Here is a 26,852-nt window from a genome sequence, read left to right on the forward strand (position 1 = left end):
GGCGGGCGAAGCGGGCTTGCAAAGGGGGATTTGGCGATGGGAGCGGGCCGATGAGAAGTGTCGATCGGCTCAAGCCCTTGACCGGCAACCAGGAAGCGGCGTCCGACCCTTCCATCCATGCCGCGCTTTCGGCCTCGGCGGGGACGGGCAAGACCCATGTGCTGACCTCGCGCGTGCTGCGGCTTTTGCTGCAGGGGGTAGCGCCCGAATCGATCCTCTGCCTTACCTTTACCAAGGCGGCGGCGGCCGAGATGTCGAACCGGATCGGTGCGCGGCTCGCCTCCTGGGTGCGGTTGAAGGAGGACCAGCTTCGCAGCGACCTTCGCGCTCTCGGCGAGCCGGCTTCGCCCGACATGATCGCGCGGGCGCGGCGGCTATTCGCGCGGGTGCTCGATGCGCCGGGCGGGCTCAAGATCCAGACATTGCACAGCTTTGCGCAGGGATTGCTCGGTGCCTTTCCTGCCGAAGCGGGAATCAGCCCGGGCTTCGAGGCAATGGACGACCGGCAGCAGAAGGCGCTAGCGCGCGAAGTGCTCGCCGAGTTGGCGAGCGATGCCGAGGAAGCGGGGGACCGGCAGTTTCTTTCCGATCTCAGCGCGCTGTCGCGCAGGCTGGGTGAGGAAGGCGCGCTCAAATATCTGGCGCGGTGCGGCGAATATGGGCCGTCGCTGGCCAGGCTGCCTGCCGAACCGTTGATCGAGCCTGCGTTGCGCGAACTGATGGAATTGCCCGAGGGCGATGTCGAGGAGGCGATTGCCGCGTCGTGCAGCGATCCCGATTTCGACCGGGCGTTGGTCGAGCGGCTGATCGCGGTCAATCGCGAATGGGGCACCAAGTCGGGCCTGGAGATCGCCGGACGGCTCGAAAGCTGGCTACTCTGCTGCGACGCGGATCGGGCGGGGCGGCTTCCCCTGATGGCCAAGGGCGTGGTGACGCAGGATGGCCGGCCGCATTTCCGACAGAAGGACAAGGAGGCCGCGCAGGCTCTCGCCGACCGGGTGGGCGAATTGCAGGGGTTGAGGGCACGGGCCGAGCTGGCGGCCGTGCAGGCGGCGGGGCTGCGGGCCGGAGCGCGCTTTGCCCGTGCCTATGGCGATGCCAAGCAAGCCGAGGGGCTGGCCGATTTCGACGATCTCATCCGCTGGAGCAACATGCTGCTGGCGCAGGACGGAATTGGCGACTGGGTGCGCTTCAAGCTTGACCAGCGGATCGATCATATCCTTGTCGACGAGGCGCAGGATACCAATGCCGACCAATGGTTCATCGTCGCCAAGCTGACAGAGGAATTCTTTTCGGGAAGCCCCGAGGAGGAAGGGCGCTTCCGCACGGCTTTCCTGGTGGGGGATTTCAAGCAGGCGATCTACCGTTTCCAGGGAGCGGAGCCCGAGCAGTTCGTGAGGATGAGCAGCCGGTTCGCCGAGGCGGCGCGGCAGCAGCGGGAAGCCTGGCAGGAAAGCGGGGAAGGGACGGCGCCGCGCTCCTTCGAGGAATTGACCATCTCGACCAGCTATCGCTCGGCGCAGGCGATCCTCGACGTGGTCAATGCCTTCATCCTTGGCAAGACGCCCGAGGCGCTGGGGCTCGACCGCGCGCCGCCGCCGCATGAGTCGCATGACCCGACGCTCAAGGGACGGGTCGAACTGTGGCCGCCTTTCGCGGTGGAGGAGGAATTCGAGGAGGAAGGCGAGGAGGATTGGAATCCCGAACGCGACCGCATGTTCGCGAGCAAGCTGGCGCGCGAAGTGAAAGCCCTGATCGAGGGGCCCGACGATGTCGAGGCGGGCGACGTCCTCATTCTCCTGCGGTCGCGGCAATTGGCGCCGCTGATCATCGCGCGGCTCTATGGCGAGGGGGTGCCGGTGGCGGGGGTCGATCGGCTGCTTCTTTCGCAGCCGCTCGCGGTGCGCGACCTGATTGCCGCGATGCGCTTTGCCTCGCAGCCGCTCGACGATCTCAACCTGGCCTGCCTGTTGGTCTCGCCGCTGTTTGGCTGGGACCATGAGGCGCTGCACCGGCTTGCCTTCGGGCGAAAGGGAGCCTTGTGGGACGCGCTGCGCGGGCGGCGTGACGAGGATGCGCAATTCGCCGAGGCTTTTGCCGGGCTGTCGGGCCTGCTGGCGATGGCCGATTATGCGGGGCCGGCGGCCTTTCTCGAGACGATCCTCTCGGGGCCGATCGGCGGGCGGGCGAAGCTGGTGGCGCGGCTTGGCGAGGAAGCGGGCGACCCGATCGATGAACTGATGAATGTCGCGCTGCAGTTCGAGCAGGAGGAAGGCGCTTCGCTCGACCGTTTCCTGGGCTGGTTCGAGCAGGGCGATGTGGATGTGAAGCGCGAGGCCGCCGAGGCGGGCGACAGCGTGCGCATCATGACCGTGCATGGTGCCAAGGGGCTGGAGGCTCCGGTGGTCATCCTCGCCGATGCGACCGGGGATTATAGCAAGCTCGGCGATCCGAGCAGCCGGAACATCATGCTGTTCGAGCTGGGCAGCATCGGAAAGGTGCCGATGGTCAAGCCGCGCTCGGACCAGCTGGTCGAGCCGTTCGCGACGACGATGGAGGCGATGGCCGATCGCGAGCGCGAGGAGCATATGCGGCTGCTTTATGTCGCGATGACGCGCGCGGCGCGGCGGCTGATCGTCACCGGGACCGCGCCTGCGCGGGGCAAGTTGCACAAGGATTGCTGGTGGCTGGCGGTCGAGCAGGCGATGCAGGATGCCGGAGCAGTGCCGCTCGATGCGCCCTGGGGCGAGCGGGGCTGGGTCCATGAAAGCGGCAGCGGGCGGCGGGCGCGGGCGAAGCGGAGCCTTGCATCCGACGAGATCGTCACGCCCGACTGGCTGCACCAGGCCGCGCCGCCCGAAGCGCAGCCGCCGCGGCCACTCGCGCCGTCCGCCAGCGAAGAGGGCGAGGAGGAAAGCTTTCCCCCGCCGGGGCCGGCGGCACGCGAAGCCGCACGGCGCGGCAGCCTGCTCCATGCGCTGTTCGAGCGGCTGCCTCCGGTAGAGCCTTCGCACAGGCGGCAAGTCGCGCTCGACTGGCTGGCGAGCAGTGGCGGGGTGGCTGACGAGGCGGCGCGGGAGGAAATCGTCGAGGCGGCGCTGCGGATCATCGAGGATAGCGAATTTGCCGAGATTTTCGGGCCCGGAGCGCTCGCCGAGGCGCCGATTGCCGCGGTGCTGCCCGACAAAAGGGTGATCGCGGGGACGGTCGACCGCCTGCTCGTCGAGGAAGAGCGGGTTCTGGTGGTCGATTTCAAGACCGGGCGCATGGTCCCCGAGGATCCCGGCGCGGTGCCCGATTATCACCGGCGGCAGATGCAGGCCTATGCCGCGGCGCTGCAGGTCATCTTCCCCGGCAGGACGGTCGAGGCGGCGCTTCTGTACACTGCCGGACCGCGTCTCGTTACGCTCGCGGGTTGAGAGATGGGGCGTTCACCCCCATATCGGCCCGCGAACATCCAATCAGGAGATATTATCCATGGCTACCAAGACCGTCACCGACGACAGTTTCCAGTCCGATGTCCTTTCCTCCGACAAGCCCGTGCTCGTCGATTTCTGGGCGGAATGGTGCGGCCCGTGCCGCATGATCGCCCCCGCGCTGGAAGAAATCTCGGACGATCTTGGCGAGAAGCTGACCGTGGCCAAGGTGAATATCGACGAAAATCCCGAAGCACCCGCCAAATATGGCGTTCGCGGCATCCCCACCATGCTCCTGTTCAAGAATGGCGAAGTGGTGGCGCAGAAAGTCGGAGCGGCACCGCGCGGACAGATCCAGCAGTGGGTCGAAAGCGAGCTTTAGTCCGCTGTCACTTCGATTGACGAACGGTGGGGCGCACCCTACATCGCGCCCCATCTTTTTCGCGCGCGCGGGGGTGACGGCGAAACGCTGCATTCCGCGCTTTGCATTTTGAGGAATTTCGATGTTTTCCGCCATCGCCAAGAGCATCTTCGGCTCATCCAACGACCGTTATGTCGCCAAGCTGCAGAGGATCGTCGATACCATCAACGGCTTCGAGCCGCAGATGGAGGCGATGAGCGATGACGAACTGAAGGCGCAGACCGCCCGTTTCCGCGAGCGGCACGCAAATGGCGAAAGCCTCGATGATCTGCTTCCCGAGGCCTTCGCGACGGTCCGCGAAGCCGCCAAGCGCACCCTGGGGCAGCGCCATTACGACGTGCAGATGATCGGCGGCATCGCGCTCCATCGCGGCGAGATCGCCGAGATGCGCACCGGCGAGGGCAAGACGCTGGTCTCGACGCTGGCGGCCTATCTCAATGCCATTCCGGGCAAGGGCGTCCATGTCGTCACGGTCAACGACTATCTCGCCACGCGCGATGCCGAATGGATGGGGCAGGTCCATAATTTCCTCGGCCTGACGGTCGGGGTGATCGTGCCCAACATCCCCGATTTCCAGCGCAAGGAAGCCTATCAGGCCGACATCACCTATGCGACCAACAACGAGCTGGGCTTCGATTATCTGCGCGACAATATGAAGATGAGCCGCGAGCAGATGGTCCAGCGGCCTTTCAACTTCGCGATCGTCGACGAAGTGGACTCGATCCTCATCGACGAAGCGCGCACGCCGCTGATCATTTCCGGTCCGACCGAGGACAAGTCCGAGCTTTATATCGCGGTGGACAAGCTGGTGAAGCAGCTCGAGCCCGAGGATTATGAGCTCGACGAGAAGCAGCGCAGCGTCGTCCTGACCGAGGACGGGACCGAAAAGGTCGAGCGCCTCCTGGAATCCGAGGGTCTGATCGAGGGCGGCAATCTCTATGCGGTCGAGAATACGCAGGTGGTCCACCATGTGAACCAGGCCCTGCAGGCGGTGAAGCGCCTCAAGAAGGACACCGACTATATCGTCAAGGACGACAAGGTCGTCATCATCGACGAATTCACCGGCCGCATGATGGACGGGCGCCGCTGGTCCGACGGCCTGCACCAGGCAGTCGAGGCCAAGGAAGGGGTGGAGATCCAGCCCGAGAACCAGACGCTCGCCTCGATCACCTTCCAGAACTATTTCCGCATGTACCCCAAGTTGTCGGGCATGACCGGTACCGCGCTGACCGAAGCGCCCGAATTCTTCGACATCTACGGGATGAATGTCGTTTCGATCCCCACCAACCTGCCGGTGCAGCGGATCGACGAGGACGACGAATTCTACAAGAATATCCACGACAAGTTCGCGGCGATCGCCAAGGAGATCAAGGCGCGCCAGGAAAAGGGTCAGCCCGTGCTGGTCGGTACCGTGTCGATCGAGAAATCCGAGATGCTGTCCGAATTCCTCCAGAAGGAAGGGATCGAGCATAGCGTCCTCAATGCCCGTTTCCACGAGACCGAAGCGCATATCGTGGCGCAGGCGGGCCGGCTTCGCGCGGTGACCGTCTCGACCAACATGGCCGGTCGCGGGACCGACATCCAGCTGGGCGGCAATGTCGATTTCCGGATCGAGGACGAGCTGAAGGACATGGAGCCCGGCCCCGAGCGGGACAAGGCGATCGAGCGGATCAAGGCCGAAGTCGCCGAGGAGCGCGAGAAAGTGAAGCAGGCGGGCGGCCTGTTCGTGCTCGGCACCGAGCGGCACGAAAGCCGCCGCATCGACAACCAGCTGCGTGGCCGTTCGGGTCGCCAGGGCGATCCGGGGATGAGCCGTTTCTACCTCAGCCTCGACGATGACCTCCTGCGCATCTTCGGCCCCGACACGGCCTTTTCGCGCCTAATGAACAAGAATCTCGAGGATGGCGAGGCGATTACCCATCCCTGGATTTCCAAGGCGATCGAGACCGCGCAGAAGAAGGTCGAGGCGCGAAACTATGACATCCGCAAGCAGGTCGTCGAATTCGACAATGTGATGAACGACCAGCGCAAGGTCATCTACGAGCAGCGCGAGGAAGTGATGGATGCCGACCATGTCTCCGACGTGGTCGAGGATTTCCGCGCCGACACCATCGCCGGGATCGTCACGACCCATTGCCCGCCGGGCACCTATCCCGAGCAGTGGAATGTCGAGGGCTTCAAGGAAGCGGTCGATGACGTGCTCGACCTCCAGCCGCCGATCGAGGACTGGCTCAACGAGGAGGAAGTCGAGCAGGAACTGCTGATCGAGCGCCTTTCCGAAATGGCCGATGCCAAGATGGCCGAGAAGAAGGCGCAGGCCGATCCCGAGCGCTGGCCGCTGTTCGAGAAGCAGAAGATGCTCCAGACGCTCGATTATCACTGGAAGGAGCATCTCGCGACGCTCGACGCGCTTCGCCAGGCGATCTTCCTTCGCAGCTATGCCCAGCGCAAGCCGATCGACGAATATAAGCAGGAAGCCTTCATGCTGTTCGAGCGGCTCTTGATCACGATCCGCGAGGAAGTGACGCGCGCGCTGATGAAGGTGCGCATCCAGCAGCCCGAGCCGGCGACCGTACCGGACCTGCCCGACTTCATCACCAGCCATTTCGACCCCTTGTCCGGCGATGACGACACCGCCGACGTGGACGCCGATACCGGCGCGGTGATGAGCCGGTTGCCGCCGCGCCAGAGCCCGCGTCCCGAAATGCCCGAGGGTTCGGGCAAGGACGAGGTGCCTGCGCCTTCGAGCCGAAATGCGCCCTGTCCGTGCGGTTCTGGCCGCAAGTACAAACACTGCCACGGCGCCGTCGCCTGAGTATCCATTTTCGGAAGTCCCCCACCATGATCGATCGTCATCAGCTCCGTCTGGCCTATCGGGCGGAGGAAAACGCCCTTGCGCTCGCACGGATCGAAGAGGCCCGTCTCTCGGAAACCCAGCAGCGCGAAGCCGAAGCGCTGGCCACGAGCCTCGTCAACGCGATGCGCGAGCACAAGGCCAAGGGGCTCGATGCCTTCTTGCAGGCCTATGACCTCGGTTCGGAGGAAGGCGTCGCGCTGATGTGCCTTGCCGAGGCGCTGCTTCGTATTCCCGATGCGGAGACTATCGACGATCTCATCCACGACAAATTGTCGGGGCCGGACTGGGCCGAGAAGCTGGGCCAGTCGCGCTCTACCTTCGTCAACGCGGCGACTTTTTCGCTGCTGCTTACCGGGCGGGTGCTCGACGAGGCCAATGACACGGCCGATGGCTGGAAGGCGACGCTGGGCCGGGCGGTCGGTCGGCTCGGCGAGCCTGTCATCCGCACCGCGGTCGGCCAGGCGATGCGGATCCTTGGCAAGCAGTTCGTGTTCGGCCGGACCATCGGCGAAGCGTTGAAGCGCGCGGCCCCCGAGCGGGCGCGGGGCCTGACGCACAGTTTCGACATGCTCGGCGAAGCGGCGATGACCCATGCCGATGCGCGGCGTTATGCCGAGGCCTATGACGCCGCGATCGAGCGGATCGCCAGGGAAGCGCGCGGTGATGACAGCTGGAAGAGCGCGCCGGGTATCTCGGTCAAGCTCTCGGCGCTCCATCCGCGCTACGAATGGAGCCATGCCGAGGAAGCCAAGGCGGCGATCGTCCCCGTGCTGCGCGGGCTGTGCGAGAAGGCCGCGGCGGCCAATGTCCATCTGACCGTCGACGCCGAGGAAGCCGACCGGCTCGAACTTTCGCTCGACATCATCGAGGCGATCGCGGCCGACGATGGCTTGTTCGCCGGGGGCTGGGAAGGCTTCGGCATGGCGATCCAGGCCTATCAGAAGCGCGGCGTGCCGACCTGCCAATGGGCCGCCGATCTTGGCCGCAAATATGGCCGCAAGCTGTTGGTCCGCCTCGTGAAGGGCGCTTATTGGGATACCGAGATCAAGGCCGCGCAGGTGGCGGGGCTCGACGATTATCCGGTGTTCACGCGCAAGATCACCACCGACGTTTCCTACCTGGCCTGCGCCAAGGTGCTGCTTGATGCGTCAGACGTCATCTTTCCCGCTTTCGCGACGCATAATGCGAACACCATCGGGGCGATCAAGGCGATCGCGGGGCCGCGCGGGGGCGAGCCCGGGTTCGAATTCCAGCGGCTGCACGGGATGGGCGATGACCTCTACACCGAGCTGCGCGCGCTCGAGGAAGGGATTGGCGAACAGCCGACCCCGGTGCGCATCTATGCGCCGGTTGGGAGCCACAAGGAACTCCTGGCCTATCTCGTCCGGCGGCTCCTTGAAAATGGCGCCAATTCGAGCTTCGTCAATCGCATTGCCGACGAGAAGTTCACCGCCGAGGAACTGGTGCGCGATCCGGTGGGCGAACTGGAAACGCTCGAGCCCAAGCGCAATCCGATGATCCCGCTGCCCGACCAGATCTTCGGGCCGGCACGTCCCAATAGCGCGGGCATCGACCTTTCCGACCCGCTGGTGCGTGAGCCCCTGATGGAGCGTCTCGCCAAGCTCGAGGAGCGTACCCACGAAGCGCGGCCGACCGAGCGCAATCGCGGCGAGCATCCCATCCGCCGCATCACCAGCCCGCATGACGACCGGATCGAAGTGGGCGTGGCGCATGAAGCGACCGACGAGGCGATCGATGCCGCATTGACCGCCGCGGCCAAGGCGCAGCCTGCCTGGGATGCACTGGGCGGCGAGGAGCGGGCGCGGCGGCTCGACAAGGCGGCCGACCTGTTCGAGGAGCATCGCGAAGTCTTCTTCAGCCTGTGCATGCGCGAAGCGGGCAAGACGCTGCCCGACGCGATCCTCGAAGTGCGCGAGGCAGTCGATTTCCTTCGCTATTATGCCTCCGAGGCGCGGGCGAAGTTCACCCATGCGGTGCCGCTTCCCGGCCCGACGGGCGAATTGAACGAATTGCGTCTGCACGGGCGCGGGGTATGGACCTGCATCAGCCCGTGGAATTTCCCGTTGGCGATCTTCACCGGGCCGGTCGCGGCGGCACTTGCGGCGGGCAATGCGGTGATGGCAAAGCCTGCCGAGCAGACCCCGCTGATTGCCGATTATGCGATCTGGCTGATGCATGAAGCGGGGATCCCGCGCGACATCGTCCAGCTGACGCCGGGCGACGGGCGCGTCGGGGCGGCACTGACCAGCCATCCGCTCACTGCCGGGGTGGCCTTTACCGGTTCGACCGATACCGCGCGGCTGATCGCCCGGTCGCTTGCCGAGCGCACCGACGGGCCCATCGTGCCGCTGATCGCCGAAACCGGCGGGCAGAATGCGATGATCGTCGATTCCTCGGCCTTGCCCGAGCAGGTGACGCGTGACGTCGTGGCGTCGAGTTTCCAGTCGGCGGGGCAGCGGTGCAGTGCGCTTCGCGTTCTCTACATCCAGGAAGATGTTGCCGACGAGATGATCCGCATGATCGCGGGCGCGATGGAAGCGCAGACGATCGGCGATCCGCGCGATCTTCGCACCGATGTCGGGCCGGTGATCGATGCGGCTGCGCGCCAGTCGCTTCGCCGTCACCTCGACTGGCTCGATCATCATGCCAAGTGCATCGTTCGCCGCGACCTGCCCGAAGGCCTGGCACATGGCTATTTCGTGCCGCCCTCGATGTACGAGATCGAGCATCTCGAGCAGCTGACGCAGGAGAATTTCGGGCCGATCCTCCATGTCATCCGCTGGAAGGCGGGCGACCTGGAAAAGGTCATCGATGCGATCAACCGCACCGGCTATGGCCTCACGCTGGGGTTGCAGAGCCGGATCGAGAACAACCGCCGCATCGTCGAGCGCCTCGCGCGGGTGGGCAATCTCTACATCAACCGCAACCAGATCGGTGCGGTGGTGGAAAGCCAGCCGTTCGGCGGCGAGGGATTGAGCGGCACCGGGCCCAAGGCGGGCGGACCCCATTATGTGACCCGTTTCGCGACCGAGCGCGTGACCTGTGTCGATACGACTGCCGCAGGCGGCAATGCGAGCCTGATGGCGGCGATCGAGGGGTAGGGTCGAGCGCGGCTTCTGCGTTGAATTTTTCGGGAGGTGAGAGCGGGGTCAGGGCGGCCTGACCCCGTCGGTCCTGTCGCGCTATGGCGCGCAGGCCGTCCGCTCGCAGCATCTCTCGCATAGCGACGCTTGCTTCGCGTCGCTTTCGCTATGCATCGGTGCTTTGAGAAAAATGGCTCCCCGAGTTGGATTCGAACCAACGACCAAGTGATTAACAGTCACCTACTCTACCGCTGAGCTATCGGGGAGCGGCCCGAAGGCGGTGAAGAGGGCGTATAACGATTCGCGCGGCTCATGCAACCATCAGTTTAGCTGACGGCGAATTGTTCGAGCGCGATGCGTTCATCAAGGGCGTGGTCGGGGTCGAAGAGCAGCGTGAGCTTGCGTTCGGGGTCGAGGCTGACCTCGACCGAGCGCACGTCGCGCACCTCGAACTGGTCGGCGACCGCGGCGACCGGGCGGTCGTCGGGATCGTGGACATCGAAGCGCACCGCCGTGTCCTCGGGCAGGATCGCGCCGGGCCAGCGGCGGGGGCGGAAGGGGCTGATCGGAGTGAGCGCGACCATGTTCGCGGACAATGGCAGGATCGGCCCACCCGCCGAGAGATTATAGGCAGTCGAGCCTGCCGGCGTCGCGACCATCACGCCGTCGCATACCAGTTCATCGATCGCGGGGCGGCCCGCGACGGTGATGGCGATCTTCGCCGTGCGGCCGGTTTCGCGCAGCAGCGAGACCTCGTTGATCGCGGCATGGCGGACGCTCTTCCCGCTGACCGTCTCGACTTCCATGCAGAGGGGCGTGATCTTGATCGGCTTGGCGGCGGCGAGACGGGCGGCGAGGTCATTGTCGCGCCATTCGTTCATCAGGAAGCCCACCGTGCCGCGGTTCATGCCGAAGACCGGGAGATTGGGAAGGCCGGTTTCAAGCATCTGGTGGAGCGTGCGGAGCATGAAGCCGTCCCCGCCCAGTGCGAGCACCTTTTCGGCATCCTCGACGGGCGCGAAGCGGTAGCGGCTTTCGAGCTCGGCGCGCGCTTCCTGGGCGGTGGCGCGCTGCGAAGCGAGAAGGGCAATGCGGTCGAGCGTGATCATGATGCCCGCGACCATAGGCATTTTGCCTGAAAGCGCCACTGTCCCGATGCGGGGCAGGTGGGGGACGGCGCGTTGCCTCCCCGCGCGGGGCGGTGCCAGAAGATCGCCATGCCCCATCACGACCTTCTTCCCGAACATGGACGCCGCGTGGCCGAACGCCGCAGCGGAAGCGCCGAACTTGTCGACGTCGCCCTGCACAAGGCGATCGAGGAAGATGCCATCTCCATTCTTTTTCAACCGCAGATCGAGCCTGCCAGCGGTCGGGTGATCGCGGTTGAGGCCCTGGCCCGCTGGGAGGGCGGGGCAGGGCCGTTGTTCGAACGGGCGCGCCGCGCGGGCCTTGAAAAATGCGTCTCGCGTTCGGTGCAGGACAAGGCAATGCGCCGGGCGGCGCGCTGGACCGGGGCGCTTGCCGAGGTCGGCCTCTCGATCAACTTGCTTCCCTGCGAATTTGCCGGCGACGAAATGATCGACGATCTGCTCGCACGGTTGAAGAAAAGCGGGCTGGCGCCGTCGCGCCTTACCGTCGAGATCGTCGAGAACAGCCTTGTCGCCGATCCCAAGGCGGCCGCCAACCGCCTGTCGCGGCTGCGCGAAGCAGGGGTGAGCATTGCCATCGACGATTTCGGCACGGGCTATTCGAGCCTTGCCTATCTCACCAGCCTGCCGATCGACTGCCTCAAGATCGACCGGGGGCTGATTACCGACATCGTCGGCGGATCGCGCGACCGGATCGTGGTGCGAGCGATGATCCATCTGGCGCATGAACTGGGCCTCGACGTGGTGGTCGAAGGGGTCGAGAGCGCCGCGCAGCTTGAACTGATCGCCAGCTGGGGCGGCGATCTCTACCAGGGTTTTCTGGGTGCCGAAGCCTTGAACGAAGAGGAATTGGGCCGCTTCGTTTCAGCTTCGCTCGCCGCCTAGGAGGTATGTTCCCCTCTTCGACACACGGGACCTCCTAGGCGGCTTTCTTCTTCCCATGCTTCACCACGCGGGCAAGGCCGCGTGAGAGATTGAGAGCGCCTTCCAGTCGTTCATGCTCGGTCGACCAGTTGCGGCTGACGAGCAGCTTCTGGTCAGGGCGAAGCTTGGCCGAGCCCTTGAGCCGTTCGATATAGGCCAGCAGCCCTTCGAGATTGGGAAAGCCGTCCTCGGCGAAGGTGACCACCGCGCCCTTGGCGCCGATGTCGAGTTTCGCGATGCGCGCGGTGCGGCAATTGATCTTGGTCTCAATGACTTGCAGCAGGTTCTGCACTTCGTGCGGAAGCTTACCGAAGCGGTCGATGAGCTCGGCCGCGAACTCGTCGATCGCGGCGCGGTCCTCCAGTTCGCCCAGGCGGCGGTAAAGGCCCATGCGAAGGTCGAGATCGGCGACATAATCCTCGGGGATGAGCACCGGGGCATCGACATTGATCTGCGGGCTGAGGTGCGAGGGGCGGTCGTCATCGCCGCCGGTCTTCTGCTGCGCGATCGCTTCCTCGAGCATCGACTGGTAGAGTTCGAAGCCCACTTCCTTGATATGACCCGACTGTTCGTCGCCGAGGAGATTGCCCGCTCCGCGCTGGTCGAGATCGTGGCTGGCGAGCTGGAATCCCGCGCCGAGGCTGTCGAGATTGGCAAGCACCTGGAGACGCTTGGCCGCGCTTTCACTCACCAGCCGCTGTTCGGGGGTGGTGAGATAGGCATAGGCTCTCGTCTTCGACCGGCCCACGCGGCCGCGCAGCTGATAGAGCTGGGCAAGGCCGAAGCGGTCGGCGCGGTGAACGATGAGCGTATTGGCAGTGGGGATGTCGAGCCCGCTTTCGATGATCGTGGTCGACAAGAGCACGTCATATTTGCGGTCGTAGAAGGCGCTCATCCTCTCTTCGACCTCGCTGGCGCCCATCTGACCGTGGGCGACGACATATTTGACCTCGGGAACCTCTTCGCGGAGGAACTCCTCGATCTCGGGCAGGTCGGCGATACGCGGAGCGACATAGAAGCTCTGCCCGCCGCGATAATGTTCGCGCAGCAGGGCTTCGCGGATCACCACCGGGTCGAAGGGCATGACATAGGTGCGCACCGCGAGGCGATCGACCGGCGGGGTCTGGATTACCGACAGTTCGCGCAGCCCGCTCATCGCCATTTGCAACGTGCGCGGGATGGGCGTTGCCGTGAGCGTGAGGACGTGGACGTCATTCTTGAGCTTTTTCAGCCGTTCCTTGTGGGCGACGCCGAAATGCTGCTCCTCGTCGACAATGACGAGGCCCAATTTCTTGAACTTGACCGTTTTTCCGAGGAGCGCATGGGTGCCGATGACGATATCCACATTGCCCTTTTCGAGGCCTTCGCGAACCTGCTTGGCCTCGGCGGCCGGGACGAGGCGCGAAAGGCGGCCGATGTTGATCGGGAAGCCCTGGAAACGCTCGGTGAAATTGGCGTGGTGCTGGCGCGCGAGCAGGGTGGTGGGGGCGATCACCGCGACCTGCATGCCTTCCATCGCGGCGACGAAAGCCGCGCGAAGGGCAACCTCGGTCTTGCCGAAACCGACATCGCCGCAGACCAGCCGGTCCATCGGCTTGCCGCTGCCCAGATCCTCGAGCACGTCGGCAATGGCGCGTTCCTGGTCGTCGGTTTCCTCATAGGGGAAGCGGTCGACGAACTGGGGGAAGGCGCTGTCGGGTTCGGCGACCTCGCCCTTGCGGGTGGCGCGCGCGGCGGCGACCTTGATGAGCTCGCCCGCAATCTCGCGGATGCGCTCCTTCATCCGCGCCTTGCGGCGCTGCCATGCCTCGCCGCCGAGCCGGTCGAGCGCGACCGCTTCGTCGCCGCCGCCATAGCGGGTGAGGACGTCGATATTCTCGACCGGCACGTAGAGCTTGTCGCCGCCATGATATTCGAGCGCGATGCAATCGTGGGGTGCCTGCATCACCTGGATGGTGGTGAGGCCCTCGTAGCGGGCGATGCCATGTTCCTCATGCACCACCAGGTCGCCTGGCGTCATGGCGGAAAGTTCGGCGAGGAAGGCATCGGCGCTCTTGCGGCGCTTGTGACGGCGCACCAGACGGTCGCCGAGCATGTCCTGTTCGGAAAGGACCGCGACCTCGGGAGTGGTAAAGCCATGATCGAGCGGGAGGACGATCAGCGTCGGCACCTTGGCGCCGAGGGCTTCCTGCCAGTTGTCGGCCATCTTCTGCGACGTGACGCCATGGTCCTGTAGGAGGCCCGAGAGCCGTTCGCGCGCGCCTTCGGAATAGCTGGCGAGGATGACCTTGCGCTTGTCGCCGCGCAGCTTGTCGATATGGGCGGCGACCGCTTCGTAGACATTGGCGCCCTGCGCGCGCTCGGCGGCGAAATCGCGGGGGCCCGCGACGTCGAAATCGACCGTGGTTTCGCCTTCGGGCTCGGGGAAGGGCGACGCGAGGTGGACGGGCGCGTCCTTTTTCAGCGCTTCATATTCCTCTTCGGAGAGATAGAGCGCGTCAGGCGGGAGAGGGCGGTAGCTGCCGGCTTCGGCGGCTTCGACCCGTTTGCGGTTGTCATGATAGTCGCGCACGCTTTCGAGGCGTGCGGTCATCGCCTGGTCGGCATTGGCATCGCGCAGGATGACGTCATCGTCGCGCAGATAGTCGCCGAAATCGGCCAAACTCTCTTCGAACAGCGGTAGCCAATGTTCCATGCCCGCCATGCGGCGGCCTTCGCTTACCGACTGGTAGAGCGGGTCGCTGGTCGCCGTGGCGCCGAAGCGTTCGCGATAGCCGGTGCGAAAGCGCTTGATGCTGTCTTCGTCGAGCATCGCTTCCGAAGCGGGCATGAGCGTGAAGGCGGGAGCGCGGCCGCTCGAGCGCTGGTCGGCGGGGTCGAAGCTGCGCATCGTCTCGATCTCGTCGCCGAAGAAATCGAGCCGGACGCCCTGCTTGGCGCCCGCGGGGAAGAGATCGACGATCGCGCCGCGCACGGCATATTCGCCGGCGTCATGGACGCTGTCGACGCGGGCATAGCCATTGGCGGCGAGGATGCGGATCAGCTCGTCGCGGTCGAGCTCCATGCCTTCTTCGAGGCGGCGGGTAAGCGCGGCGACGCGGTCGGGCGCGAGCATGCGCTGGCTGACCGCGTTGACCGTGGTGACGAGGAGCTGGGGGCCGGCGGGTTTGTCGACCAGCGCGGCGAGCGCGCCGAGACGCTCGGCCATGACGCGCAGCGCGGGGCTGGAGCGGTCATAGGGGAGGCAGTCCCAGGCGGGCAGGCCGATGATCTCGACATCGGGCGCGAAGACGGGGGCGGTGTCGGCGAGCGCGCGCATCGCGGCTTCGTCCGAAGCGATGACCACGGCGCGGCCGCCCTTGCGAGCGGCAGCGCGGGCGAGGTCGGTCGCGAGCCAGGGAAGATAGCCCGTAGGGACGCTGGAAAGCGTGAGCGGCCCGGTCGCCTCGAGGATGCGCGGGAGCGGCTCGCTCACCGGGGAAGCTCAATGAAGTCGAGTTTTTTCAGGGCTTCCATCATCGAACCCTGATAGCGTTCGGGAACGGGCTGGGTTCCGATCGCCCAGGCCATGATGTCGACATCGCTTTCGGTAAGCAGCGCTGCAAAGAGAGCAAGATCGTGCGAATCCCAATCGGCATTATGGGCATCGAAGAAGCCGCCGATCATCATGTCGGCTTCGCGCGTGCCGCGATGCCATGCCCGATATCTCAACGCCCTGCGAAGCTCGTCCATATGCCGTTCGATCCCATGCCAAAATGCCCGCAGGCAGGATTGCCAGCGGGTCGCCACGCGCGCCATGTAGGCGTTCGTCCAGCTTTTCGCTAGGGATGAGCCGATGCGGCCCGAGATTCTCCAGCCATTGTTCGCCGAAGTCGAAGCCCTGAAAGGGGTGGGGCCGCGTCTTGCCAAGGCATTGGCGCGGTTGAAGATCGTCCGGGCGCTTGACCTCGTCTTCCATCTGCCTAGCGGGACGATCGAGCGGGTGCGCGCGCCTGCGGTGAGCCATTCGCTGGTCGGGCGGATCGTGATCGTTGACGTCACTCCGTTCCAGATCCGCGAGGGAAGGGGGCGCGCGCCGACCCGCATTCTTGCCCGGGACGGCGAGGATGGCGTGCTGACGCTCACTTTTTTCCACAATCCCGGATGGGCGAAGAAGCAATTGCCGATGGGCGAGACCCGCACCGTGATGGGCAAGCTCGACGCCTATGGCGAGGAATTGCAGATGGTGCATCCCGAGGTGCTGGAAAAGGGTGCCGAGCCGTTGCTTCGCGAGCCGGTCTATCCCTTGACCGAAGGGGTGACCAACAAAAGGATGCGTGAACTGGTGCAGGCGGGAATGGAGCGAGCGCCCGAGCTACCCGAATGGATCGAGCCCTCGCTCAAGCAGAGAAAGGACTGGACAGACTGGCGCAGCGCGCTGGCCAGGACGCATTCGCACGAGACATCCGAAACGGCGCGTAACCGATTGGTATATGACGAACTCTTCGCGAACCAGTTGGCGCTGCTGTTGATCCGGCAGGCGAGCCGGCGGCGGCGTACGCGTCCCCTCGACGGGGACGGGTCGATTTCTGCCAGGCTGTCGCTCCCTTACTCGCTGACCGGGGCGCAGGCGCGGGTGATCGGGGAAATCCGCGGCGACATGGCGCAGGACCGGCCGATGTTGCGCCTGCTGCAGGGGGATGTGGGGTCGGGCAAGACGCTGGTCGCGCTTCTGGCGATGCTCCACGCGGTCGAGGCCGGGGCGCAGGCGGCGATGCTGGCGCCCACCGAAATTCTTGCGCGCCAGCATCATGAGACTTTGAAGCGGCAATGCGAGGCGATTGGCGTCAATGTCGCGATCCTTACCGGGCGCGAGAAGGGCAAGGCGCGTGAAAGCGTGTTGATGGGTCTTGCCGACGGGTCGATCCATATCCTCGTCGGCACCCATGCGATCTTCCAGTCGAAGGTCGATTATCATGACCTCGGACTGATCGTGGTCGACGAGCAGCATCGTTTCGGCGTGTCGCAGCGTCTGTTGCTCACCGAGAAGGGGCGGCATCCGCCGCATCTCCTCGCGATGACCGCAACGCCCATTCCGCGCACCCTGACGCTCACCCAATATGGCGAGATGGATGTCAGCCAGATCGACGAACTGCCGCCCGGGCGCCAGCCGATCGAGACGCTGGTGGTTTCGGATTCCAAGCTGGGCGACGTGATCGAGGGACTGGGGCGGCATATGGACGCCAAGGGGCAGGCCTATTGGGTGTGCCCGCTGGTCGAGGAATCCGAGGCGGTGGATGCGGCTGCCGCCGAGGAGCGGGCGCGGGTGCTTCGCCAGCGCTTTGGCGATGCGCGGGTGGGCCTCGTACATGGCCGGATGAAAGGCGAGGAGAAGGATGCTGTCATGACGTCATTCGCCGCAGGGCGGATCGACGTGCTGGTCGCGACCACGGTGATCGAGGTGGGGGTCGATGTTCCCAACGCCACGCTGATGATCATCGAGGGCGCCGAGCGGTTCGGGTTGGCGCAGCTGCACCAGCTTCGTGGCCGCGTGGGGCGGGGTGAGGGCAAGAGCCGCTGTGTCCTGCTACGTGGAAGCGACCTTTCCGAGACCGCGCGGGCGCGGCTTGCGCTGATGCGAGAGACCAATGACGGCTTTCGCATCGCCGAGGAGGATCTTCGGCTACGCGGCCCGGGCGAGATCCTCGGTACGCGCCAGTCGGGCGAACAGGGTTTCCGCCTCGCCGCCCCCGAAGACGTGGTGGAGCTTGCCCCGGCGGCACAGGGAGATGCGCGGCTGCTGATCGAGCGCGATGGAGGGCTGGAAAGCGAACGCGGCCAGGCTGCGCGGATTTGTCTTTACCTATTCGAGCGTGATGCGGCGGTCGGGCTTCTGAAAGGGGGTTGATGCGCGGTCTGCTAACGACCCCATGCCGGACATTTGAGGATTCATCAGCTGTTACAATTTTTCCAGCAGAGCTATTATTGATCCATGCAGTTGAACCCGATCTCGCGGTGGCGGCGCTATGTGCGCAGCCGGTCAATCATCCGATCAAGCTATCGGCGCGACACAAGGGACCTGAGTTACTGGCTAAGGTGGCAACTTACGAAAGGCGTGGTCGCAATTGGCCTCTTGGCCATCCCGGATATGCTCGGATGGTTTCGCACTCCCTCGATCATTTTCCTCCCGGTCCTTGCGGGCTTCGCCGCTTACGTTTGCTTACTTCATTGGGATACGTGGCAGGCAACTCAGAGAATGGACAAGCGACGAATTGCAAAGCTCGAAAGTCTCGGCTGTCAATTCCCAACACTTACTACGGCGCTCACGTCCATAAATCTTTGGAAGGTCTCTCTAAAGGGAAGAACCATGCATGAGGTTTTGAAAGACAAGTCCTTGGTAAGTGAATTTCTCAAACTGCCTTCAAGCCGCGATTAAACGTCCGCTTCCCACCCCAAAGCCACCGATAAGCGGGGCCGGGACGATTGCGCAGGCACTAGGGGAGCAGCAATCCGTGCTTTTTCTTGCCCAGTGACAGTTTGGCGGGTTGGCCGACGACCGCGATCAGGAGTTGCGGGTCGGTGACGGGCGCGCCGTCGAGCTTGACCGCGCCTTCCTTGATCTTGCGCTTGGCCTCGCCGTTCGAGGCGCAGAAGCCGAGGCCGGTGAGGGCATCGAGCACCGAGATCGAGCCGTTCGAAGCGATGCTGGGGAGATTGTCGTCGCTCGCGCCCTGTTCGAAGGTCTTGCGGGCGGTCTCGTTGGCCATGCGCGCCGCTTCCTCGCCGTGGAGCATGGCGGTTGCCGCGTCGGCCAGCGCGATCTTTGCCTCGTTGATTTCCTGGCCTTCCAATTCCGCATATTTTCCAATGGTCTGGAGCGGGATGTCGGTAAAGAGCTTCAGGAATTTGAGGACGTCGGCATCGGCGGTGTTGCGCCAGAATTGCCAATAGTCGTAGGGGCCGAGCTGGTCGGGATTGAGCCAGACCGCGCCCGCCGCGGTCTTGCCCATCTTCTTGCCATCGGCGGTGGTGATCAGCGGCGTGGTGACGCCGAACAATTCCTCCTCGCCGCCCATGCGCCGCGTGAGCTCGATCCCGTTGACGATATTGCCCCATTGATCCGAGCCGCCCATCTGAAGCCGGCAGCCATGCCGCTGATAGAGTTCGCGGAAATCATAGGCCTGGAGGATCATGTAATTGAATTCGAGGAACGTAAGCGGCTGTTCGCGGTCGAGCCGCAGCTTCACGCTGTCGAAGGTGAGCATGCGGTTGACGGTGAAATGGGGGCCGACGTCGCGCAGAAGCTCGAGATAGGAGAGGGTCGAGAGCCAGTCGTCATTGTCGACCATGATCGCGCCGTTCGGCCCGTCGAAATCGAGGAAGCGTTCGAACACCTTGCGGATCGAGGCGATGTTGGCCTGGATCGCTTCTTCCGAGAGCAGCTGGCGGCTTGAATCCTTGCCCGAGGGATCGCCGACCTTGGTCGTTCCTCCGCCCATCAGCACGATCGGGCGGTGGCCCGCCTGCTGGAGACGGCGCAGCAGCATGATCTGCACGAGGCTGCCGACATGGAGGCTGGGCGCGGTGGCGTCGAAGCCGACATAGCCCGTGACCTGTTCCTTCGCGGCGAGGGCGTCCAAGCCCTCGGCATCGGTGAGCTGGTGGATATAGTCGCGGCTTTCGAGAAGCTGCAGGAGGCTGCTCTGATATTTCATGCCTTGCCCCTAGCAGCGCAAATTGCCGCTTGCCACACCCGATGGAGAGGGCGAGAAAGCGGGCCATGCCCAAGCTTGTCCCTCATCCTGACCATCCCCCGCGCGCCATCGAGGCGATCGAGGCCGAGGTGCGCTGCGAAGGCAGCATCTGGCATTTCGATTATCGGGTGAAAGGCGATGTCGCGCAGCTTGATTTGCCGCCGCCCGAAGAGCCGGTGCGTCGCGACGGACTGTGGGAGCAGAGCTGCTTCGAATGTTTCGCTGCGTGCGAGGACAAGTCCTACAGAGAATTCAACTTTTCGCCCTCGGGTTCCTATGCGGCCTATGCTTTTGACGACTATCGTCACGGGCAGCGCGATGCCGCGGCGACGGTGTCGATCGAGACGGGGCAGGCACCCGGCGAATATCATCTGTCGGCACGGCTGTCGGCCAATCTCGGCAAGGTCGATGCGCTTGCGCTGACTGCGGTGATCGAAGAGAAGGACGGCACCAAAAGCTATTGGGCGTTGGCGCATCCCGAAGGCCATCCCGATTTCCACCATCCTGCGGGCTTCGTCCTGCCAATCGAGGATATCTGATGAAACTGGGCATTGACCGCCTGCTGGCCGATCCCTCGCTGCGCGCGCCGCTGGTAGGGCGCCGCGTGGCCTTGTGCGCGCATCCTGCATCGGTGACCGAAGATCTGGTCCATAGTCTCGATGCGATGGCGGCGCTCGATGACGTCAAGCTGACCGCTGCCTTCGGGCCGCAGCATGGCCTCAAGGGCGACAAGCAGGACAATATGGTCGAGACGCCGGACGAGATGGATCCGGTTCATGGCATCCCGGTTTTCAGCCTTTATGGCGAGGTGCGCCGCCCGACCAGGCAGATGATGAGTACGTTCGACGTGGTGCTGGTCGACCTGCAGGACCTTGGCTGCCGCATCTACACCTTCATCACCACGCTGCTCTACATTCTCGAGGCCGCTGCCGAGCATGGCAAGGCGGTGTGGGTGCTCGACCGGCCCAACCCCGCGGGGCGGCCCATCGAGGGGACGACCCTGAAGGCCGGGTGGGAAAGCTTTGTCGGCGCGGGGCCCATTCCGATGCGGCACGGGATGACGCTGGGCGAACTGGGGGCGTGGTTCATCGACCATTTCAAGCTCGACGTGGAATATCGGGTGATCTCGATGGAGGGCTATGCGCCCGATGGCGCGCCCGGGCATGGCTGGCCCGAGAGTCGCCTGTGGATCAACCCGTCGCCCAATGCCGCGAGCCTCAACATGGCGCGGGCCTATGCGGGAACGGTGATGCTCGAAGGAGCGACCCTGAGTGAGGGGCGGGGAACGACGCGGCCCCTGGAAGTGCTGTTCGGCGCGCCCGATGTGGACGCGCGGGCGGTGCTGACCGAGATGGAGCGGATCGCGCCCAACTGGCTGGCGGGATGCGCGCTACGCGAATGCTGGTTCGAGCCGACCTTTCACAAGCATGCGGGCCAGTTGTGCAATGGCGTCATGGTGCATGCCGAGGGGCGCTTCTACGAGCATGATAAGTTCCGGCCGTGGCGGCTGCAGGCGCTGGCGTTCAAGGCGATCCGTTCGCTTTATCCCGACTATGAGATCTGGCGGGGCAAGGATTTTAAATATGAATATACCGAGGACGTGCTTGCCATCGACGTGATCAATGGCGGCACCGGTCTTCGCGAATGGGTGGACGACAAGGCAGCCGGGCCCGGCGAGCTCGACGCGATCAGTTCGCCGGACGAGGATGCTTGGACCGAAGAGCGGCAGCCCTATCTTCTCTATCGCTGAGGAGCCTGCCCGCGAGCATCGCTAATGCTTTCGGCTGAGTTCGCGCATCGCCTCGTCGAGGCCGTCCAATGTGAGCGGATACATCCGGTCGTTCATCGCTTCCTTGAGGATGCGCGTCGACATGGAGTGGTCCCAATATTGCTCGGGAACGGGATTGAGCCAGGCGGCGCTCTTGTAGGCGTCGGTGAGGCGCTTCATCCAGGTGAGGCCCGCTTCCTCGTTATAATGTTCGATCGCGCCGCCCGGATGGGTGATTTCATAGGGGCTCATCGAGGCGTCGCCGACGATCACCAACTTATATTCGGGGCCGAACTTGTGGAGGATGTCGAAGGTCGGGGTCTGCCCGTCCCAGCGGCGGCGGTTTTCCTTCCACACGCCTTCGTAGATGCAGTTGTGGAAATAATAATGTTCGAAATGCTTGAACTCGCTCTTCGCAGCGGAGAATAGCTCCTCGACCTGCTGGACATGGGCGTCCATCGATCCGCCGATGTCGAGAAAGAGCAGTAGCTTGACGGCATTGTGCCGTTCGGGGCGCATCCGGACGTCGAGCCAGCCCTGGCGGGCGGTGCCGTCGATCGTGCCGTCGAGATCGAGTTCCTCGGCGGCGCCTTCGCGGGCGAAGCGGCGCAGGCGCTTGAGCGCGACCTTGATGTTGCGCGTGCCCAGCTCGCGTTCGCCGTCGAGGTCGCGGAACAGCCTTTTTTCCCAGATCTTGATCGCCCGGCCATGCTTGCCGGGACCGCCGATGCGTACGCCTTCGGGGTTGTAGCCGCCGTGTCCGAAGGGCGAGGTGCCGCCGGTGCCGATCCACTTGTTGCCGCCCTGATGCCGGCCTTCCTGTTCCTCGAGCCGCTTCTTGAGCGTCTCCATGATCTCGTCCCAGCTGCCGAGACTTTCGATCTCGGCCATTTCCTCGGGGGTGAAGTAGCGTTCGGCGACGGCGCGCAGCCAGTCTTCGGGAAGGTCGCGCGCCAGTTCCTCGCCCTCGGCGCGTTCGAGGCCCTTGAAGACCTCGCCGAATACCTGGTCGAAGCGGTCGAGCGCGGCTTCGTCATGCACGAAGGTGGCGCGGGCGAGATAATAGAATTGGGTGGGATCGGCGGCGATCACTTCCTTGTCGAGCGCTTCGAGCAGGGTGAGATGCTCCTTGAGGCTCGCGGGGATGCCCGCGGCGCGCAATGCATCGACGAAGGAAATGAACATGGCGTCTTTCTATCCCCGAGCGAGGGGGAGGGCAAACACTCTGCCCGCGTGGTTAACGAAGAAGTAGCGATTTGCCGCTTATGTGACCCTTGAATTCATCCAGATCGGAGTGAGCGAGGTCATGGCCACCGAGGGCATTCAGCAGATTACCGAAGATGCGATCCGAAAGGTCGCGCGCGACTGTGGCTCCCTGTCGATGGAGTGCAGCGATGTCGCGGGCTATGTCGAGGCGGTCGCGGGGCGGATCAGCGATCATCTAGGCAAGCTCGACGAACTCGAGGAAGTCACCAAGACGCTTCTGACCGACCAGGCCCGGGTGTCCGATTCGACCGACGAAGCGCGCCTCCTGTCCGAACAGGCCAAGACCAAGCTGGAAGAAGGCCGCGAAGCGATCGACGACACGATCGCGGGGTTCAAGGGGCTGACCGAACTGATCGTCCAGCTGGGCGAACGGATGGCGGGTTTCGCCTCGGCCATGCACCAGGTCCAGAATGTCTCCTCGACCATCGAGGTGATCGCCCGCAAGACCAATATGCTCGCGCTCAATGCCACCATCGAAGCGGCGCGCGCGGGCGAGGCGGGGCGCAGCTTTGCCGTCGTCGCCGCCGAAGTGAAGAAGCTGGCGCATGACACGCGCTCGGCGACCAGCCAGATCGCCGAGACGATCGGCGAACTCACCCGCGAGGCGGGGGCGGTGACTTCCGAAATCAACGACAGCGTCGAGCGCAGCCGCGCCGCACAGACCGGGTTCGACATCATCGGCGGCACGATGAGCGAAGTGAGCGATCTTGTCGGCATGGTCGACCGACAGACCGAGGGTATTGCCCATTCGACCAGCCTCATCCAGTCGAGCGTCGACCGGGTGCAGGCGGGCCTGAGCGAATTTGCCGAGGATGCGCGCGACAATGGCGGCAAGCTGGTGCAAGCCGAAAAGCGGCTCGGACATCTCGAGATGCTGACCAACACCATGCTCAACACGCTCGCCAATTCGGGCGCCGAGATCGACGACACGCCGATGATCCTCAAGGCGCAGCAGAATATGCGCGATATCCAGGCGGTGATCGAAAAGGCGATCGACGAAGGCGAAATCACCCTGGAACAGGTGTTCGACCGCAATTATCGCGAGCAGCCGGGCAGCGATCCCAAGCAATATGACACCGATTTCTGCGAGACCGCGGACCGGCACATCCGGCCGATCCTCGACCATATCATGGCGGGCGACAACCGGATCATCGGCACGACCATCGGGGACCCCAACGGCTTCCTCCCGACCCATACCAGCGACCGTTCGCAGCCGCAGGGAAGCGATCCTGTTTGGAACGACGCTCATTGTCGCAATCGCCGCATCCTGATGGACGAGCAGACCCGCTATGCCCATGGCAATGACCAGCTGACACTGATGAGCTACCTGATGACGCGCGGTGACGAAGCCATTCCGGTGAAGAATGTCTACGTGCCGCTGTTCATCAAGGGCAAGCGCTGGGGCAATTACGAACTGGCCTATCGCGACGACGGTTGAGTGCGTCTGATCGCTTGACCGCCGGCCCGAGGGGCGCTTAACCTCTCTCGTGGCAGGCTAGTCGGGCGTTCCGCGAGTGACTCGGTATTCCAAAATCGCAGGAGGGGGCGCGCATGGTCGAACGGAGCAAATGGCTGGCAACCGCCACGCTCCTCGTTCTCATCGCCGTCATCCTTCTTTTCGCCGCGCAGGTCGTCGGCGCCGATTATCTCGCGGTCGACCGGCCCTTCTTCTATGCCTCCCTGCTTCCAATGCCGCTCTACATCTTTGCGATCGGGGCGGTGTGGCGCGCGCTGGTGGCGCTGTCCGAAAACCGGCGGCAGGGCGTAATCGGACGATTGCTTCGCCGAGTGGGCATCGCCCTGTTCATCGGCAGCCTTCTCGAGGTTTTCGGGGTCGCGCTGCTTGCGCAGTTGCTAGGTGAGGGCGGACCCTTGTTCATTTTTGACCTGACCGCGATCACGGTGGGCGTGCTGGGTGCGGGGCTCACGATCTTCTCGCGCCACCTCAGCGAAGCCGCCGAAGTGCGCCGCGAACTGGACGAGTTCGTCTGATGCCGATCATCGTCACGCTCGACCGGATGCTGACGCGGCGCGGGATGACCGGCAAGGAACTGGCCGAGCGTGTCGGCATATCGGAAACCCAGATGAGCCTGTTCCGCTCGGGCAAGGTGAAGGGCATCCGCTTCGCGACGCTCGAACGGATCTGCGCCGAACTCGACTGCAAACCCGGCGATCTTCTCGACTGCATGGCAGTGGATGAGCAGGCCGCCTAGCCGCTGGCCCGCTCGATGGCGCGGGCGAGGTCGGCGCGCAAATCCTCGACATCCTCGAAGCCCACGCTGAACCGGACGAGGCGCGCGCCTTTTTCGGGGGTGGGGCGGTCGAGACCGCGATAGGCCATCGCGAGGCTGACCGGGCCGCCCCAGCTATAGCCGATGCGGAACAGTTCGAGACTGTCGACGAAGGCCTCGACCTGCGCCCGCGACCAGTCGAGGAAGATGACCGAGAAGATGCCCGCCGAGCCCGAGAAATCGCGCTTCCAGATTTCATGGCCCGGACAATCGGGAAAGGCGGGATGCAGCACTTTTTCGACGCATGGCTGATCACGCATCCAACGAGCGAGATCGAGCGCTTGGCGTTCGACATGGGCGATGCGCATTGCCATGCTTGGCAGGCCGCGCAGCACCAGCGCCGCATCGTCGGGCGAGACGCAAATGCCGAGGAGGCGCGCGGTATCGCGCATCTTTTTCGCCATCCGATCGCTGCGAGCATTGATGCAGCCCATCAGCACATCGCCATGGCCGCCCGGATATTTGGTGAGGGCATGGACCGACAGATCTGCGCCATGGGTCAGCGGATTGAAAAGCAGGCCCGCGGCATAACTATTGTCGACCGCCACCAGGATGTCGTGCCGTGCCGCGATTTTGCAGATCGCGGGGATGTCCTGCACTTCCATGCTGATCGAGCCCGGACTTTCGCACCAGATGAGGCGGGTGCGGTCGGTCACGAGGCTTTCGATGCCGGCGCCGATGCAAGGGTCGTAGATCTGAACGTCGATCCCGAAATCGGCGAGGAAGCGGGCGATCCGGCTGTTGGGGGCATAGGCCGAGGCAGGCAGCAGCGCATGATCACCGGGGCGGCAGCAGGCGATATAGGTGAGGGCGATCGCGGCGAGACCGCTGGGCGCGAGGATGCAACCGGCAGCACCCTCGATACCTGCCATGCGCAGCTCAAGCTCGCGCGTGGTGGGGGTGCCGTTGACGCCATAACGGTAATGGTCCTCGCCATGATCGAAGGCTTCGGCGAGGCTGTCGAAAAAGACCGTCGAGGCGCGGTAGATGGGCGTCGGGACCGCCTCGAAGTCGCGCGACGCATGGGCGTCCGGATGGATGAGGCGCGTTTCGGTTTTTCGCCGACCCCCGCCCATCGGATCAGCGGTCGCGCCGCGACATGAAGGCGAGCTTCTCGAACAGCATCACGTCCTGTTCATTCTTGAGAAGAGCGCCGTGAAGAGGCGGGATCGCCTTGCGCGGATCGGCGTCGGCGAGGACCTCCATCGGCATGTCTTCGTGCAGGATGAGCTTGAGCCAGTCGAGCAGTTCGCTGGTCGAGGGCTTTTTCTTGATGCCTGGCACGTCGCGCACGGCGTAGAATATGTCGAGCGCCTTGCGGACCAGCATCTTCTGGATGCCCGGGAAATGCACGTCGATGATCGCTTCCATCGTCTCGCGGCCGGGGAAGGCGATATAGTGGAAGAAGCAGCGGCGCAGGAAAGCGTCGGGCAGATCCTTTTCGTTGTTGGAGGTGATCACCACCACCGGCCGGTCCTTGGCCTTCACCGTCTCGCCGGTCTCGTAGACATGGAATTCCATGCGATCGAGTTCCTGGAGAAGGTCGTTCGGAAATTCGATGTCGGCCTTGTCGATCTCGTCGATGAGGAGGACGGGCAGCCTTTCCGATGTGAAGGCCTCCCACAGCTTTCCCTTGCGGATATAGTTGGAAATGTCATGGACCCGCTCTTCGCCCAGTTGGCCGTCGCGCAGGCGTGCGACCGCGTCATATTCGTAGAGGCCCTGCACCGCGCGCGTCGTCGACTTGACGTGCCATTCGATGAGCGGGGCGTCGATCGCCTTGGCGATCTCATGGGCCAGCACGGTCTTTCCGGTGCCGGGCTCCCCCTTGACGAGAAGCGGGCGGCGTAGCGCCACGGCAGCATTCACCGCGACCTTCAGGTCCTCGGTGGCGACATAGTCGGACGTTCCATCGAATTTCATG

General features: G+C 64.2%; 18 protein-coding genes and 1 tRNA gene. 11 read left to right on the forward strand and 8 right to left on the reverse strand.

Going from position 1 to position 26,852, the window contains the following annotated elements:
- The first annotated feature begins 50 nt into the window (after nucleotides 1-50).
- From addA to putA, 4 genes are all read left to right on the forward strand, one after another.
- Nucleotides 51-3,419 (forward strand): double-strand break repair helicase AddA, encoded by a 3,369-nt coding sequence (gene addA, locus FHS50_RS03685; protein WP_183933029.1) that lies wholly within the window; start codon nucleotides 51-53, stop codon nucleotides 3,417-3,419.
- 58 nt (nucleotides 3,420-3,477) lie between these two features.
- On the forward strand, nucleotides 3,478-3,798 hold the full coding sequence (gene trxA, locus FHS50_RS03690; protein ID WP_183933030.1) for a thioredoxin TrxA: 321 nt from the start codon (nucleotides 3,478-3,480) through the stop codon (nucleotides 3,796-3,798).
- 121 nt (nucleotides 3,799-3,919) lie between these two features.
- Entirely contained in the window at nucleotides 3,920-6,652 is a 2,733-nt protein-coding gene (gene secA, locus FHS50_RS03695; protein WP_183933031.1) for a preprotein translocase subunit SecA, read from the forward strand.
- Between the two features lie 26 nt (nucleotides 6,653-6,678).
- Complete coding sequence (gene putA, locus FHS50_RS03700; RefSeq protein ID WP_183933032.1) at nucleotides 6,679-9,816, forward strand: bifunctional proline dehydrogenase/L-glutamate gamma-semialdehyde dehydrogenase PutA; 3,138 nt, start codon at nucleotides 6,679-6,681, stop codon at nucleotides 9,814-9,816.
- A gap of 173 nt (nucleotides 9,817-9,989) precedes the next feature.
- On the opposite strand, the gene FHS50_RS03705 is transcribed toward putA, so the two are convergent.
- Together FHS50_RS03705 and FHS50_RS03710 are read right to left on the reverse strand one after the other, a co-directional pair.
- Nucleotides 9,990-10,064 (reverse strand) — tRNA-Asn (locus FHS50_RS03705).
- Between the two features lie 60 nt (nucleotides 10,065-10,124).
- On the reverse strand, nucleotides 10,125-10,928 hold the full coding sequence (locus tag FHS50_RS03710) for an NAD kinase (RefSeq protein ID WP_407696048.1): 804 nt from the start codon (nucleotides 10,926-10,928) through the stop codon (nucleotides 10,125-10,127).
- Between the two features lie 87 nt (nucleotides 10,929-11,015).
- Here FHS50_RS03710 and FHS50_RS03715 point away from each other — a divergent pair, with 87 nt between their 5' ends.
- Nucleotides 11,016-11,831, forward strand: coding sequence for an EAL domain-containing protein (locus FHS50_RS03715; protein WP_183933033.1), 816 nt, complete (start codon nucleotides 11,016-11,018; stop codon nucleotides 11,829-11,831).
- A gap of 34 nt (nucleotides 11,832-11,865) precedes the next feature.
- On the opposite strand, the gene mfd is transcribed toward FHS50_RS03715, so the two are convergent.
- Both mfd and FHS50_RS03725 read right to left on the reverse strand, forming a co-directional pair.
- Nucleotides 11,866-15,345 (reverse strand): transcription-repair coupling factor, encoded by a 3,480-nt coding sequence (mfd, locus tag FHS50_RS03720; RefSeq protein ID WP_183933034.1) that lies wholly within the window; start codon nucleotides 15,343-15,345, stop codon nucleotides 11,866-11,868.
- The gene (locus FHS50_RS03725; protein WP_183933035.1) at nucleotides 15,342-15,602 is read right to left on the reverse strand and encodes an FAD assembly factor SdhE; all 261 of its coding nucleotides are present in this window, start codon (nucleotides 15,600-15,602) and stop codon (nucleotides 15,342-15,344) included. Before FHS50_RS03725 ends, mfd begins: the two co-directional genes overlap by 4 nt.
- Before the next feature lie 103 nt (nucleotides 15,603-15,705).
- On the opposite strand from FHS50_RS03725, the gene recG reads away from it, so the two are divergent.
- Entirely contained in the window at nucleotides 15,706-17,757 is a 2,052-nt protein-coding gene (gene recG / locus FHS50_RS03730; RefSeq protein ID WP_183933036.1) for an ATP-dependent DNA helicase RecG, read from the forward strand.
- A 586-nt stretch (nucleotides 17,758-18,343) separates the two neighbouring features.
- Here the strand turns inward: recG and tyrS are convergent.
- Entirely contained in the window at nucleotides 18,344-19,564 is a 1,221-nt protein-coding gene (tyrS, locus tag FHS50_RS03735; protein ID WP_183933037.1) for a tyrosine--tRNA ligase, read from the reverse strand.
- A gap of 65 nt (nucleotides 19,565-19,629) precedes the next feature.
- On the opposite strand from tyrS, the gene FHS50_RS03740 reads away from it, so the two are divergent.
- Together FHS50_RS03740 and FHS50_RS03745 are read left to right on the forward strand one after the other, a co-directional pair.
- Nucleotides 19,630-20,142 carry a DOMON-like domain-containing protein gene (locus FHS50_RS03740; protein ID WP_183933038.1) on the forward strand — a complete coding sequence of 171 codons (513 nt, stop codon included), beginning with the start codon at nucleotides 19,630-19,632 and terminating at the stop codon, nucleotides 20,140-20,142.
- Complete coding sequence (locus tag FHS50_RS03745; protein ID WP_183933039.1) at nucleotides 20,142-21,353, forward strand: exo-beta-N-acetylmuramidase NamZ family protein; 1,212 nt, start codon at nucleotides 20,142-20,144, stop codon at nucleotides 21,351-21,353. The genes FHS50_RS03740 and FHS50_RS03745 overlap by 1 nt, the downstream gene beginning before the upstream one ends.
- Nucleotides 21,354-21,374: 21 nt before the next feature.
- Here the strand turns inward: FHS50_RS03745 and FHS50_RS03750 are convergent, their stop codons facing one another.
- Nucleotides 21,375-22,556, reverse strand: a complete 1,182-nt coding sequence (locus FHS50_RS03750) for a vWA domain-containing protein (RefSeq protein WP_183933040.1) — start codon at nucleotides 22,554-22,556, stop codon at nucleotides 21,375-21,377.
- 82 nt (nucleotides 22,557-22,638) lie between these two features.
- Between FHS50_RS03750 and FHS50_RS03755 the strand changes: the two genes are divergently transcribed.
- The 3 genes from FHS50_RS03755 (at nucleotide 22,639) to FHS50_RS03765 (ending at nucleotide 24,850) form a co-directional block, all read left to right on the forward strand.
- Complete coding sequence (locus FHS50_RS03755; protein WP_183933041.1) at nucleotides 22,639-24,075, forward strand: methyl-accepting chemotaxis protein; 1,437 nt, start codon at nucleotides 22,639-22,641, stop codon at nucleotides 24,073-24,075.
- Between the two features lie 113 nt (nucleotides 24,076-24,188).
- On the forward strand, nucleotides 24,189-24,629 hold the full coding sequence (locus FHS50_RS03760; protein WP_183933042.1) for a DUF2975 domain-containing protein: 441 nt from the start codon (nucleotides 24,189-24,191) through the stop codon (nucleotides 24,627-24,629).
- Nucleotides 24,629-24,850 (forward strand): helix-turn-helix domain-containing protein, encoded by a 222-nt coding sequence (locus tag FHS50_RS03765; protein ID WP_183933043.1) that lies wholly within the window; start codon nucleotides 24,629-24,631, stop codon nucleotides 24,848-24,850. The genes FHS50_RS03760 and FHS50_RS03765 overlap by 1 nt, the downstream gene beginning before the upstream one ends.
- Here the strand turns inward: FHS50_RS03765 and metC are convergent.
- The gene (gene metC, locus FHS50_RS03770) at nucleotides 24,847-26,004 is read right to left on the reverse strand and encodes a cystathionine beta-lyase (RefSeq protein ID WP_183933044.1); all 1,158 of its coding nucleotides are present in this window, start codon (nucleotides 26,002-26,004) and stop codon (nucleotides 24,847-24,849) included. The two genes, FHS50_RS03765 and metC, sit on opposite strands and share 4 nt — an antisense overlap.
- A gap of 4 nt (nucleotides 26,005-26,008) precedes the next feature.
- The gene (locus FHS50_RS03775) at nucleotides 26,009-26,851 is read right to left on the reverse strand and encodes an AAA family ATPase (protein ID WP_183933045.1); all 843 of its coding nucleotides are present in this window, start codon (nucleotides 26,849-26,851) and stop codon (nucleotides 26,009-26,011) included.
- Nucleotide 26,852 lies beyond the last annotated feature (1 nt).

The organism is Sphingomicrobium lutaoense (genome assembly GCF_014195685.1).
Classification (GTDB): domain Bacteria; phylum Pseudomonadota; class Alphaproteobacteria; order Sphingomonadales; family Sphingomonadaceae; genus Sphingomicrobium; species Sphingomicrobium lutaoense.

What these genes read in the sequence shown, in the direction of transcription:
- FHS50_RS03765 (WP_183933043.1), top strand. Translation starts at nt 24,629, where the DNA reads ATGCCGATCATCGTCACGCTCGACCGGATGCTGACGCGGCGCGGGATG.
- FHS50_RS03710 (WP_407696048.1), bottom strand. Translation starts at nt 10,928, where the DNA reads ATGCCTATGGTCGCGGGCATCATGATCACGCTCGACCGCATTGCCCTT.
- FHS50_RS03715 (WP_183933033.1), top strand. Translation starts at nt 11,016, where the DNA reads ATGCCCCATCACGACCTTCTTCCCGAACATGGACGCCGCGTGGCCGAA.
- FHS50_RS03760 (WP_183933042.1), top strand. Translation starts at nt 24,189, where the DNA reads ATGGTCGAACGGAGCAAATGGCTGGCAACCGCCACGCTCCTCGTTCTC.
- FHS50_RS03750 (WP_183933040.1), bottom strand. Translation starts at nt 22,556, where the DNA reads ATGTTCATTTCCTTCGTCGATGCATTGCGCGCCGCGGGCATCCCCGCG.
- FHS50_RS03725 (WP_183933035.1), bottom strand. Translation starts at nt 15,602, where the DNA reads ATGGACGAGCTTCGCAGGGCGTTGAGATATCGGGCATGGCATCGCGGC.
- addA (WP_183933029.1), top strand. Translation starts at nt 51, where the DNA reads ATGAGAAGTGTCGATCGGCTCAAGCCCTTGACCGGCAACCAGGAAGCG.
- FHS50_RS03740 (WP_183933038.1), top strand. Translation starts at nt 19,630, where the DNA reads ATGCCCAAGCTTGTCCCTCATCCTGACCATCCCCCGCGCGCCATCGAG.
- FHS50_RS03775 (WP_183933045.1), bottom strand. Translation starts at nt 26,851, where the DNA reads ATGAAATTCGATGGAACGTCCGACTATGTCGCCACCGAGGACCTGAAG.
- trxA (WP_183933030.1), top strand. Translation starts at nt 3,478, where the DNA reads ATGGCTACCAAGACCGTCACCGACGACAGTTTCCAGTCCGATGTCCTT.
- tyrS (WP_183933037.1), bottom strand. Translation starts at nt 19,564, where the DNA reads ATGAAATATCAGAGCAGCCTCCTGCAGCTTCTCGAAAGCCGCGACTAT.
- FHS50_RS03745 (WP_183933039.1), top strand. Translation starts at nt 20,142, where the DNA reads ATGAAACTGGGCATTGACCGCCTGCTGGCCGATCCCTCGCTGCGCGCG.
- metC (WP_183933044.1), bottom strand. Translation starts at nt 26,004, where the DNA reads ATGGGCGGGGGTCGGCGAAAAACCGAAACGCGCCTCATCCATCCGGAC.
- putA (WP_183933032.1), top strand. Translation starts at nt 6,679, where the DNA reads ATGATCGATCGTCATCAGCTCCGTCTGGCCTATCGGGCGGAGGAAAAC.
- secA (WP_183933031.1), top strand. Translation starts at nt 3,920, where the DNA reads ATGTTTTCCGCCATCGCCAAGAGCATCTTCGGCTCATCCAACGACCGT.
- recG (WP_183933036.1), top strand. Translation starts at nt 15,706, where the DNA reads ATGCGGCCCGAGATTCTCCAGCCATTGTTCGCCGAAGTCGAAGCCCTG.